This window comes from uncultured Methanobrevibacter sp. (assembly GCF_902784195.1).
GTDB lineage: Archaea > Methanobacteriota > Methanobacteria > Methanobacteriales > Methanobacteriaceae > Methanobrevibacter.
In genome coordinates this window covers 23,281-35,681 of the sequence record NZ_CACZTX010000003.1, presented here as the reverse complement: position 1 = coordinate 35,681, position 12,401 = coordinate 23,281, and the positions used below count along the sequence as shown (strand labels likewise).

Here is a 12,401-nt window from a genome sequence, read left to right as displayed (position 1 = left end):
TTTTCTTTATATTATCAAAATTTAATTACAATATAGGAGGGTGAATATGGATACAGAAAAGGCAACAGTAAGAGACTATATGACAAAAGACGTATTTACAGTAAAATATGATACTCTCAATAATGATGTTATTAAATTAATGAAACAAACAAAGCACGACGGTTATCCTGTTGTTGATGAAAGCGGACAAATCGTTGGAATAATTACCGCTTACGACTTATTGCTAAAGGATTGGGTAACTGATCAAGTAAGCGGAATAATGTCTACAGATGTAATCGTTGCAAGAGAGGATATGCATATTAACGATGCATCAAGAGTTATGTTCAGACATGGTATTTCAAGACTTCCAGTCGTTGATAAGGAAAGACATGTAAAAGGAATCATGACCAACACAGATATTGTAAGGTCACATATTGAAAGGTCAACTCCAACTAAAGTCAATGCATTTAAGGAAACCATGGAAAAGCTCTATGACATTGAAACAACATTGACAAGAGAGCAAGTCCCTGTAGAGAAAATTAGACCTACACAGGATAGGGTTTACGCTGATGAATTGCAAGGAAGAACCTATGAACTTGAAAAAGGATTGGCTGAACCAACCATTGTAGTGAAAAGTGGAGAAAGATACATTTTAGTGGACGGACACCACAGAGCAGTGGCTTCTGTAAAATTAGGATTGGATAAGATTGATTCCTATGTCGTGGATTTTCATAAGGACATTAAGTTAGGTATGGAAAAAACCGCTGAAAAGCAAGGATTAAATTCATTTAATGACATAACCATCATTGATGACGATCAACATCCATTGATTGCACTAACTGAAACAATTAAAAATACACAACAAAAACACTAATCATATTGGAAGTGAATTGATGGTAGATGACAAGATTTTAAGAGATGTTTATGAAGTATTGGAAAGTCGTAGAGACAACCCAATAGACTCATACACCTCCAATATTATGAAAAACAGCGATAAAAAGGCAGAGGACAAGATCCTTGAAAAAATAGCTGAAGAGTGTGGAGAAACTCTCATCGCTTCTAAAAATGATGAGAATTTAGTTTATGAATCTGTTGACTTAATATTTCATACATTGCTCCTTTTAGCATACAAAAGAGTGGAATTTGATGAAATTCTAGAAGAATTTGAAAGAAGGAGAAAATAATTCTTTCAATAATCATCTTCTTTTTTTATGAAAGAATAATTAGTTTGAATAATTACGAATAAAATTAAAAAATAAAAAAATAATAGCCAAATAGCTATTTGAGAATTAGCTCCATATTCCGCATCCCTCTTTTTTTACCAGGAACACCAAATGATTTTCTATTGAATATTTTAAATCCTTTGGAACTGTATAACCTGAATGCACCATCATTTCTAAAGTCCGCATCCAAAACCACTCTTTTGCAATCCAAATCCTTTGCAAGTTGAATCAATTGATCCAATGCTTCTGTCCCATAACCTTTTCCCCTTTGATTAGAGCAAATGGCCAATTCACAAATGTAGAAGTCATCATCCTCAACATCAACCAAAACGAAATTATCCATGAAAGATACTTTGGAAAGACCTAATGCTTCAGAAAACTTAAGAGTTTTGAATTGATTTTTTATATCTCCGAAAAGAGAATGCTGAACTCCTTTCCCACCATTGAACATTCCAATAATTTCCTTTTCCTCTGTGTCTTCATCATCAAAGAAGACATAGAACAAATCATTTTCATCCGCTTCAGCATCTTTTGCAAAATCAATCAAAAGCAATCTGTTTTTAATGGCTTCCACACCTTCTTCCTTTGATTTGAAAACATGCTTGAATGTTCTATAATCAACATCATAGATTAATTCAGCCACTTTATAAACATCATGAATTTCCGGATTGAAATCTCTAAAAATCAATATAAACACCAATATAAAAAATTAATTTAATTAAAATATTAAAATAATACAATTGAAAATAATCAAAATTGATAAAAAATAATATAAAATAATATAAAGTAATATAAAATAAAAATACCTATTCTTTAGACATTCTTACCTTTTTAGCAATATTCTTAGCAATGGTCAAAGCACAAACTCCTGCACCGAACCCATTGTCAATATTGACAACTGACAATCCGGGAGCACAAGACTGCAACATTGAATACAATGCCGCCTTTCCATCTGCACCGATTCCATAACCTACAGATGTTGGAACCGCAATGACTGGAACATCCACCAATCCTGCAACTACAGAAGGCAATGCCCCTTCCATTCCTGCACAAACAATGAATGCACAGACATCCTCTTCAACCATATGTGCAATCTGTGGGAATAACCTATGAATCCCTGCAACACCGATATCATAGGAACTAATGACTTCACATCCTCCCTGTTCAACAATAACCTTTGCTTCCTCAGCGATTGGAATGTCAGAGGTTCCTGCAGTCAAAAGCCCTACCTTGCCATATTCCGGATTGAAGTCAACTAAAGAATCCTTATAGATTATCAGAATTTTAGCTCTCTTATTGTAATCAAACTTAATTCCCTTTTCAAAAAGATAATCCAAATCCTTTTCCAATGATTCATACCTTTCTTTAGATAATCTTGTAATGATAATATTGTTTTTCAATTCAATTGAATCACTATCAGATTCCTGTTTTTCAAAAAATCTTTTAATGATGGTTAGCAAATCATCATAATCCTTACTATCTGCCAAAATAGCTTCTGGAAAACCGGTCCTATCCATTCTAGAAGTATCAATTTGAGCCACATCATCTAATTGGCGAATGCTTTCAGCCTTTAAAAGAGTATCACATTCTTCAATTGAAATTTTACCTTCAGCAAGACTTTTAAGAATTTCCTTCATTTTATCACAAACATTATAAAATTTATTGAAATAGATTTTTAAAATTTTATTAAATCTTAATCTCAATCGAAAATATTATATTAAAAAGATTTATAATTACTATAATATATAATTATTATATTGATTATTTATTATGATATTTTTTATGAATATTAATTATGATATTTTTTATGAATATTAATTATGATATTTTTTATGATTATTAATTTTTATTTATGATTTTATTTTAGATGGTGACCATGAAAACAGAAAAGGTATTGGTTGAAGGGATTGTGCAAGGAGTAGGATTCAGACCCTTCGTATATAGGATAGCTACTGAATTGGAACTGGCAGGTTATGTCAGAAACTTGGGAAATGTAGTTGAGATAATCATCCAAGGTTCAGATGATAAAATAGCTGATTTCATATTCAAACTTCAAAATGAGCTTCCGCCAATAGCTAAAATAAACAATCTGGAAACTGAAGAGCTTTCAGATGACGAAAAATATGCTGATTTTACAATCAAGGAAAGTTCAGACAGTTTCTCTGGAACATCCGTCATTCCGCCAGATTTGGCAATCTGCGATAAGTGCTTGGAAGAGATAAACGATCCAAACAACAGAAGATACAATTATCCATTCAATGCATGCACCGATTGCGGACCTCGTTTTACAGTAATTGAAAACGTTCCATATGATAGGGATAAGACCACTATGGATGACTTCCCATTATGTGATGAATGTGAGGTGGAATACAAAAACCCATTAGACAGACGTTACCATGCAGAAGCAAGCTGTTGTGAAGTTTGTGGACCATCTTTGGAATTGTATAAGAATGATGATCAAACTCCAGTTAAGGTTGATTGCGAAGACCCATTGGAAGAAACCGCAAAACTCCTCGATGAAGGAAAGATATTTGCAATCAAGGGAATTGGAGGAACACACTTAGTGGCAAATGTAATGCTTGAGGACACTGTAAACCTTCTAAGGGAAAGGTTAGGAAGAGAAAATCAGGCATTTGCAGTTATGAGTCCAGACATTGAAACCGTTAAAGGATATGCGATTGTATCAGATGCTGAAGAGGAAACATTATTGTCAAAAGAAAGACCTATTGTAATCCTCAAGAAGAGTGAAAGCTATGATTTTGCAAAGTCAGTTTCACCAGGATTGCATAACATTGGAGTGATGTTGCCATATGCTCCATTGCATCATTTACTATTCAATCATACAGAAACTCCAGCTTACATAATGACTTCAGCAAATGTTCCTGGAGAGCCAATGATGATTACAAATGAGGAAATACTCAAGAACCTCGACACAATAGCTGACTATTACCTCATTCACAACAGAAGGATATTGAACAGATGCGATGATTCTGTAGCAAGATTCAGAAACAATGAGCTTGCGTTCATAAGAAGATCAAGAGGATACACTCCAGAGCCTTATGACTTAAAAGGAAAATACACCAATCTTAATCCTGAATTCGACAATCTCAACATTCTTGCACTTGGACCGGAACTTGATGTTACATTTACAATCCTTAAGAATTCAAAAGCATATGTATCACAACATATCGGAAATACAAACAAGTACAGAACCTATGAATTCCTGCAAGAAGCAATCAAGCATATGATGAGGATTACAAAAACTGACAGTTTCGATGCAATAGCATGCGATTTGCATCCACAATTCTTCACAACAAAACTTGCAAAGGAATATGCTGAGGAATACAATTGCCCATTGATACCAGTTCAACACCATCATGCTCATGGAATTTCACTGTTGAATGACCATTACACAAATGGCCAAAACAATGAAATGATTATCATAGCTGCTGATGGAGTAGGATATGGTGGAGACGGCAACTCATGGGGAGGGGAAATATTATACACAAACATTAAGGAATATGAAAGAACAGCTTCCCTAATGCCTCAGAAGATGCCTGGTGGAGACTTATGTACCAAATATCCTGTGAGAATGATGGCTGCCATATTGTCTAATCCTAACAGTGACTACGAAAGTGAAAAGTACACTGAAGAATATGTAAATGAACTATTGAACATTAATTACATAGACTCATTCCAGCATGGGGCAATTGAAATAAAAAGCTTGTTCAGGCAATTGGAAACCAATCTCAATGTTGGAATTAATACAAGTACCGGAAGAGTTCTTGATTCTGTTTCTACTGCACTCCATATATGTGATAAACGTAGCTATGAAGGTGAAGCTTCAATGAAATTGGAATCATATGCATATGATTACAATGAAGAGGATACTTTAGAAGATTTCCCAATAATCATCAAGGAATACAAAGATGAAAATGGAAAAAGAATGATTCTTGACACTACAGCAATAATGAGATATGTTGTAGACAAGATTGAAGAGGGAGAAAACCTTAATAAGATAGCTGTTGCAGGGCAAAAGGCTGTTAGCATTGGACTTGCAAAGCTTGCTGTAGAATCAGCTAAGGAAAAGGGAATCAAAACAATTGGTGCAACTGGTGGAGTGTTCTATAACGAAGCAATAACAGCACATATTAAAGAATATGTGGAAAAAGAAGGATTTGAATTTGTTCAACACATCAACTCTTGTCCTGGAGACGGATCAGTATCACTAGGACAAGCGATAGTTGCAGGAGTAAACTTAAAGAATCTTTGAAAATAAGCTGATGAAAATAAGATAAAATAAATTATAATAATATTATTATTATTTATAATTCTATTTTTTATTATTAAATCTATTATTTATTATTAAATCTATTTTTTTATAAAAAAAGTGAAAGAAAAATGGAAAGAGAATAAAAAGATAACAATATTATATTATTAATATTCTTCATAAAATAATTATATAATAAAAATAATTATATAATATATTTTTTTAATATCTAATATCTATTATAAGTTCTTTCTAAAATGTATTCTGCTCTTTCTTTCAAGTTGTCATATAAACGTATTTGAGCTTTCAATTCTTCAATAGCTTCTGTATGACCTTGATCTATTCTCTTTTCAATATCCAATAATTTAGACCACTCATCACCAGAAGGCAATTGTTTGATATCATTATGAGGATTTAATAAATCTTCAGAAAAAGATACATTGAATGAGTTTTTAGTAATTGTAATATGCACATTCACATCATTTGGCATATCATAATACTTACGTGGACGACCTCTAACCACTTTTTTTGTTGAAGATGTTAAAATACCGACATCTTCCATAGCCCTTAAATGCTCAATGATAGCTTTCTGACCTATTTGGAGCTCTTGAGATATTTCACTAACAAATCTTGGCTCTTCCCTTAAGAGATCCATGATATCACGTCTAGTCTTACATCCCATAACATCAAGAATCGCTTCCATATCAACATCGTCATATTGATTTTGGTTTTGTTCCATAATTTGACCTCCACCATTTTAAAAAAGTAAATAATATATTGAATTTAATTGATATTATTTAAAATTGATTTTCTTTATATTGATATTCCTATACTTGATTCAAATTAATATTTTCATATTAATCTCCCTATACTAAAATATGGACATAAGTATTATATTAACTTTTTGTTACTAAAAACCGAAATCTTTATATAACATTTTGTTACTATAATAAGTATAGAGAAAGATAACATTTTGTTACTTTAATATAAATTGACAAAATAAAATCTAAATCCGATGGTTATTTATTAAAAATAGAGCTTAAACAAATCAAAAAATCAAAGTTCACTTGATAAATAGCCTAAACTCAAAAAGTTATTATAAGAAACCTATAAAATTCTAACAAATAATAACAAACTGGATAAACACAAATCAAAGAACATTTCAAAAATCCTCTTAAAAAAATCACACTATAAACAAAGATTTTTTTAGATTTAAGTCCACACCCTAAATCTAAAAATCATAAAACACTTTTCTATTAACCCATATGATAGAAAACAAATCTAGAATTCTTTGATTAAAGTCAAAATATTAAAGGAGCTTATCGCTCTCTTTCTCTAATTATAATACTTTATGATAAATTCATAAAAGGTGAAGAAATGGCTAAGAAAAATGAAACTAAAAAAACTGAAGAAGAAATTGATGAGGAAGATCAATCCAAACTTCAGGATAAAGAAGAAAGCCCTTCTGAATCTAAAGATGAGTCTTCACAAGAAGATGGCAAAGAAAAACCATCAAAAGATGATGAAAGTGAAGACGGCGAATTAGATAAATTAAACAAAGACCTTGAGAGGAAAGATGAAGAAATCATAGAGCTAAAATCCCATATTCAAAGACTTCAAGCAGACTTTGATAACTTTAGAAAACAAGGAGAAAAACAAAAACAGGACTTAATAAGATATGCAAATGAAGGCCTTATTGTTAAATTCCTTGATATCTATGAAGATATGGAAAGGGCTCTTGAAAACTCAAGCAATGAAGAGGAACTTAGAGAAGGTTTAGAATTAATTTATTCCAAAATGAAAAATGCTTTAGAAAAAGAGGGTGTTGAAGAGATTCCTGCAGTAGGAGAAAAGTTCGACCCATTCAAGCATGAAGCTTTGCTTACTGTAGACAGTCCAGATCATGAAAACAACGAAATCGTTGATGAACTTATGAAAGGATACACCTTAAAGGATAAGGTAATCAAATACTCTAAAGTAAGAGTTTGCAAAAAAGCTAAAAAAGAAGAATAAAAACAATGATAAAAAATTATTATAAAAATTAAAATTCATATTTATAAATTATTTTAAAAAAATAAAAATTAAAATAATTTTTATTATCAAATATTTTAAAAACTTAAAAATATCTTAAACGATTGAAATATTTGAAAATTAAAAAAAATCAAAATAACTTTTATTAAAAAACAAAATGTAAAGGTGAAAACTATGTCTGATACTAAAAAAGAAAAAATTATTGGAATTGACTTAGGTACTAGTAACTCTGCAGCATCTGTACTCGTCGGTGGTAAACCTACCGTTATTCCAAGTGCAGAAGGTGCAAGCCAATACGGTAAAGCATTCCCAAGTTATGTTGCATTCACTGAAGACGGTCAACAATTAGTTGGTGAACCAGCAAGAAGACAAGCTGTAACTAACCCAGAAAACACCATCAGTGCAATCAAAAGAAAAATGGGTACCGATTACAAAGTAACTATCCAAGGCAAACAATACACTCCACAAGAAATCTCTGCAAAAATCTTGCAAAAGATTAAAAAAGATGCAGAATCCTTCTTAGGAGAACCTATTGAAAAGGCAGTTATTACCGTACCTGCTTACTTTGACGACAACCAAAGAACTGCAACCAAAGACGCAGGAACCATTGCAGGTCTTGATGTAGTAAGACTTGTAAACGAACCAACTGCAGCAAGTTTAGCTTATGGTATCGACAAGCAAGATGACGATGATGACGTTAACATTTTAGTATTCGATTTAGGTGGAGGTACCTTAGACGTAACCATTATGGAATTTGGTGGAGGAGTATTTGAAGTACAATCCACTAGTGGGGACACCCAACTCGGTGGTACCGACATGGACAATGCTTTAATGAACTACTTAGCAAGTGAATTCAAAGCTGAAACCGGAATTGACTTAATGAACGATGACCAAGCAGTTCAAAGATTAAGAGAAGCAGCTGAAAAAGCAAAAATCGAATTGTCCACTACCTTAACAAGTGAAGTAAACTTACCATTCATTTGCATGGGTGCTGACGGTAAACCTCACAACTTAATCAACAATTTAACCAGAGCAAAATTAGAAGAATTAGTAGATCCTATCGTAAACAAATGTGGTCAACCTATCAAACAAGCATTAGATGATGCAAAAATGACCAAAAATGACATTGACAAAATCATCCTTGTTGGTGGACCTACCAGAATGCCAATCGTACAAAAATTCGTGGAAAACTTCATTGGCAAACCTGTAGAAAGAGGAATTGACCCAATGGAATGTGTAGCAATGGGTGCAGCTATCCAAGGTGGAGTACTCGCTGGAGAAATTAAAGACTTAGTTCTCTTAGACGTTACCCCATTATCCTTAGGTATTGAAACCTTAGGTGGAGTATCAACTACCCTTATTGAAAGAAACACTACAATTCCTGCTAAAAAATCTCAAATCTTCTCAACTGCAGCTGACAACCAACCTTCTGTAGACATTCACGTAGTTCAAGGAGAAAGAAAAATGGCAGCAGACAACACCACTCTTGGAAGATTCCAATTAGTAGGAATACCTCCTGCACCAAGAGGAATGCCTCAAATTGAAGTAACCTTCGATATCGATGCAAATGGTATTATCAATGTTACCGCACAAGACAAAGGAACCGGTAAGGAACAATCCATTACCATCACTTCTTCTACCAAATTGACTGATGAAGAAATCGAAAAAGCAGTTAAAGAAGCTGAAATGAACGCTGAAGCAGACAAGAAGAAACAAGAGGAAATTGAAGTTAGAAACAATGCGGACTCAATGATCTACACTGCAGAAAAAACCATCAATGAGGAAGAAATCAAAGACAAAGTCTCTGATGACGAAAGATCCAACATTGAAAAATTAGTTGCAGAACTTAGAGAATTAATCAGCGGAGATGACATTGTAGCAATCAAAGAGAAAACCGATGAACTTACCAAAGTAGTTCAAGACATCGGTGCTAGAATCTACCAAGAAGCTGCAGCAGCTCAACAAGCAGCACAAGGTGCAGCTGGAGCAACTGGTGCTGATCCTAACGCAGGAGCAGGCCCACAAGATGACGATGACGGCACTATTGATGCTGAATTCGAAGAGAAAAAATAATTTGAATCAAAATTAGCAGTAGATTAAAAAAATTATTAAAATATTTTAATAATAACTTTTAATCTATTTATTTTTTGATTTGTCATATTTACTTATAACCTCTCAAAAAATAGAAATAATAAATTGAATTCTTTTAGACATTCCTCCTTGATTTTTCTTAGCCACTTACAACCTTTTAATGTCTAAAGAATTCTTTTTATTAAAAAATTATTATATTGAGAATAAATGAAAGAATCAAAAACTAGTGCAAATTAAATTAAGTTTAAATATTAAAATTAACTAATAATTAATTTAGTAACTTATCATTAGTTAAAATTTAATTAAATTATTTTATTTTAAGAAAAAATTACTGAGAAAAATTGCTGATTAAGTAATGATTAGGTAATTTAATTAAATTTTAATTAATAGTTCAATACTATTTTTAAAATAATATGACTCATTAAAAAAAATCATGAATTCTTAAATAATCAATTACAATTAATGTTTATAGGTGACGAAATGGCAGAGAAGCGTGACTATTATGAAGTTCTCGGAGTGGACAAAACCGCTGATGAGAAAGAGATTAAAAAGGCTTATCGTAAATTAGCTAGAAAATACCATCCTGACGTTGTGGAAGATGATAAGAAAGAGGAAGCTACTGAAAAATTCAAGGAAATCAGTGAAGCTTATGCTGTTTTATCTGATGAAGAGAAAAGACAAAGATATGACCAATTCGGTCATGCAGGTATGGAAGGCTTCTCTAACGAGGATATCTTTAGAAATGTAAACTTTGAAGACATCTTCCAAGGATTTGGAGGAGGCGGAATAGAAGACATCTTCGACTTATTCGGATTTGGTACTGGAAGATCAAGGTCTCGCAGTACAGGTCCAAGAAGAGGAAGCGACATCTACACTGAAGTCGAAATCACCTTAGAGGAAGCAGCTAATGGTGCTGATAAGGAAGTCACTGTAAGACACGATGTATTCTGCCCAGTCTGTGAAGGTTCAAAAGCGGAACCTGGAAGTGAAGTTGAAACCTGTCCTGTCTGTGGAGGTACCGGTCAAAGAAAACAAATCAGACAAAGCCTATTTGGACAAGTGATGAATGTAGTGCAATGTGGCGAATGTAATGGTACCGGTAAAATCATCAAGGAGCCATGTCACAACTGTAAAGGTAGAGGAACCATTAAGGAAAGCAAAACCCTTAACATCAAAATCCCAGCAGGTGTTGAAAATGGAAACCGCTTAAGAGTCTCCGGTGAAGGTAATGTTGGAGATGTTGGCGGTGGAAATGGAGATCTTTACGTTGAGATTTACATTAAAAGACACGAATACTTTGAAAGGGATGGTGCAAACCTCTACTATGAAAAGCAAATCAGTTTCGTCCAAGCAAGTTTAGGTGACACTGTAGACATTCCAACAATCAATGGGGAAGTCGAGCTTAAGATTCCACCTGGAACCCAAAGCGGAACCACATTCAGATTAAGGGATCAAGGTATGCCTTACATGAGACGTGCAGGAAAAGGTAACCTTTATGTAAACATTACAGTGGTTGTTCCACAAAAGCTCTCCAAAGAACAGAAAAAACTCTTGATTCAATTTGGAGAAATCAGTGGCGACGAAATTAAAGTCTATAAAAAGGGAATCTTTGACAAGGTAAAAGATGCTATAAACAATCCTTAAATAATTCCTTTTTTTCTTATTTTCTTTTTTTAAAATTTTTTCTAATTTCTATTATTTTTCTTATTTTTCTTATTTTGAACTTAGATATTTTTTTAAAATTTAACTAAAATTAAAAATTTATATTAACCTATGTAGATACTATTAATTTAAAATATATTTTTTAAAAAATAATTCAATTTAAATATATTTATGATTAATTAGATTATACTTAATTCGGTGAAGCCTTATTTTAAATGTATCTAAAATTAATTAAATTGAATAAAAAATCTATGCAAAAAATCAAATTTATAAAAACTTAATATTGGATGAAAAACAAATAAATTATAGTAAACTGCAAGATAAAAATTATTATAAATCTAGGCGAAAATATGTTGTACAATATAAAAATGCGTTCTTCAAAAGGTGGCCCTCATGAAAAGGGAGGAAAACATATATCCGGTGCTGAACGTATTTTAAGAGAGGATGAGATTGAGGATGAAATAATCAGAATGTATCAAAGGGCTCTAAATCATGAAAAAGGCAGTGTAGACTTTATCAATATAAAAATTCAAAAAGTGAATGAAGAAGACATTGTTTACATTCCTCAATTATCAATAAAGGAATTTGATGTGAAATCAAAAGAGGAAGGATTGGAATTAGCTAAAGAACTTCTTAAAGAAAGCGATGTGGAAGAAATAGCTATTGAAAATGGAATTGACTCTCTCTTAAAGCTTCAAGACAGCATGCATGGAGCAATACTCATAGATAAGGATAATGGAAATAGACTGGATGATAGAGGCTCAAGAGGCGTTAGAGCTACAGGAATGGGTTTTGCAGATAATTTTGAATATGATAAGATTGATAAGATCAATCCTGCAAATGATGTCAATGAAGAGGACATTCCTGGAATACACTTTAATGAGGCATTGGTTCTTGCTTCAAAGGTTACAAGCTGCAAGGGAATAATAGCTGAACTATGCTGGTCTGATGATCCAAACTATCTAACAGGATACATCTCTAATGAAACAACTTATAACAGAATATCTCTCATGAAAGATAAAGGAAATACAATAGGGGGAAGAATCTTCTTTGTGGATACAAACCTATTGGATGATGATTATACATTGGATGATTTAATAGATTACTTGGAAAAACAAGTCGTTTTAATTGAATAACCTAAAGAG

10 protein-coding genes are annotated in these 12,401 nt (G+C 32.6%); 7 read left to right on the top strand and 3 right to left on the bottom strand.

Annotation, left to right across the window (positions count from 1 at the left end; all coding sequences use genetic code 11):
• The first annotated feature begins 46 nt into the window (after positions 1-46).
• On the top strand, positions 47-853 hold the full coding sequence (locus tag QZU90_RS03825; protein ID WP_295608692.1) for a CBS domain-containing protein: 807 nt from the start codon (positions 47-49) through the stop codon (positions 851-853).
• 19 nt (positions 854-872) lie between these two features.
• Positions 873-1,163, top strand: a complete 291-nt coding sequence (gene hisE, locus QZU90_RS03820) for a phosphoribosyl-ATP diphosphatase (protein WP_295608690.1) — start codon at positions 873-875, stop codon at positions 1,161-1,163.
• A 94-nt stretch (positions 1,164-1,257) separates the two neighbouring features.
• Here the strand turns inward: hisE and QZU90_RS03815 are convergent, their stop codons facing one another.
• Both QZU90_RS03815 and larB read right to left on the bottom strand, forming a co-directional pair.
• The gene (locus tag QZU90_RS03815; protein ID WP_296855649.1) at positions 1,258-1,890 is read right to left on the bottom strand and encodes a GNAT family N-acetyltransferase; all 633 of its coding nucleotides are present in this window, start codon (positions 1,888-1,890) and stop codon (positions 1,258-1,260) included.
• A gap of 118 nt (positions 1,891-2,008) precedes the next feature.
• Entirely contained in the window at positions 2,009-2,839 is an 831-nt protein-coding gene (gene larB, locus QZU90_RS03810; protein ID WP_296855648.1) for a nickel pincer cofactor biosynthesis protein LarB, read from the bottom strand.
• Positions 2,840-3,078: 239 nt separating this feature from the next.
• Here larB and hypF point away from each other — a divergent pair, with 239 nt between their 5' ends.
• A complete protein-coding gene (hypF, locus tag QZU90_RS03805; protein WP_296855646.1) occupies positions 3,079-5,475 on the top strand; it encodes a carbamoyltransferase HypF in 2,397 nt (798 codons plus the stop codon).
• A gap of 226 nt (positions 5,476-5,701) precedes the next feature.
• On the opposite strand, the gene QZU90_RS03800 is transcribed toward hypF, so the two are convergent.
• Positions 5,702-6,211: an ArsR family transcriptional regulator gene (locus QZU90_RS03800; protein WP_296855645.1), complete on the bottom strand. Its 510-nt coding sequence runs from the start codon at positions 6,209-6,211 to the stop codon at positions 5,702-5,704.
• 638 nt (positions 6,212-6,849) lie between these two features.
• Between QZU90_RS03800 and QZU90_RS03795 the strand changes: the two genes are divergently transcribed.
• From QZU90_RS03795 to QZU90_RS03780, 4 genes are all read left to right on the top strand, one after another.
• Positions 6,850-7,485, top strand: coding sequence for a nucleotide exchange factor GrpE (locus QZU90_RS03795; RefSeq protein ID WP_296855643.1), 636 nt, complete (start codon positions 6,850-6,852; stop codon positions 7,483-7,485).
• A gap of 192 nt (positions 7,486-7,677) precedes the next feature.
• The gene (gene dnaK / locus QZU90_RS03790; RefSeq protein WP_296855641.1) at positions 7,678-9,576 is read left to right on the top strand and encodes a molecular chaperone DnaK; all 1,899 of its coding nucleotides are present in this window, start codon (positions 7,678-7,680) and stop codon (positions 9,574-9,576) included.
• Between the two features lie 498 nt (positions 9,577-10,074).
• On the top strand, positions 10,075-11,238 hold the full coding sequence (gene dnaJ / locus QZU90_RS03785) for a molecular chaperone DnaJ (RefSeq protein ID WP_296855639.1): 1,164 nt from the start codon (positions 10,075-10,077) through the stop codon (positions 11,236-11,238).
• A gap of 368 nt (positions 11,239-11,606) precedes the next feature.
• Positions 11,607-12,392 carry a 6-carboxyhexanoate--CoA ligase gene (locus QZU90_RS03780; RefSeq protein ID WP_296855638.1) on the top strand — a complete coding sequence of 262 codons (786 nt, stop codon included), beginning with the start codon at positions 11,607-11,609 and terminating at the stop codon, positions 12,390-12,392.
• Positions 12,393-12,401 lie beyond the last annotated feature (9 nt).

Coding starts and splice junctions, on each gene's coding strand:
- QZU90_RS03825 (WP_295608692.1), top strand. CDS start 47: ATGGATACAGAAAAGGCAACAGTAAGAGACTATATGACAAAAGACGTA.
- hisE (WP_295608690.1), top strand. CDS start 873: ATGGTAGATGACAAGATTTTAAGAGATGTTTATGAAGTATTGGAAAGT.
- larB (WP_296855648.1), bottom strand. CDS start 2,839: ATGAAGGAAATTCTTAAAAGTCTTGCTGAAGGTAAAATTTCAATTGAA.
- hypF (WP_296855646.1), top strand. CDS start 3,079: ATGAAAACAGAAAAGGTATTGGTTGAAGGGATTGTGCAAGGAGTAGGA.
- QZU90_RS03800 (WP_296855645.1), bottom strand. CDS start 6,211: ATGGAACAAAACCAAAATCAATATGACGATGTTGATATGGAAGCGATT.
- QZU90_RS03795 (WP_296855643.1), top strand. CDS start 6,850: ATGGCTAAGAAAAATGAAACTAAAAAAACTGAAGAAGAAATTGATGAG.
- dnaK (WP_296855641.1), top strand. CDS start 7,678: ATGTCTGATACTAAAAAAGAAAAAATTATTGGAATTGACTTAGGTACT.
- dnaJ (WP_296855639.1), top strand. CDS start 10,075: ATGGCAGAGAAGCGTGACTATTATGAAGTTCTCGGAGTGGACAAAACC.
- QZU90_RS03780 (WP_296855638.1), top strand. CDS start 11,607: ATGTTGTACAATATAAAAATGCGTTCTTCAAAAGGTGGCCCTCATGAA.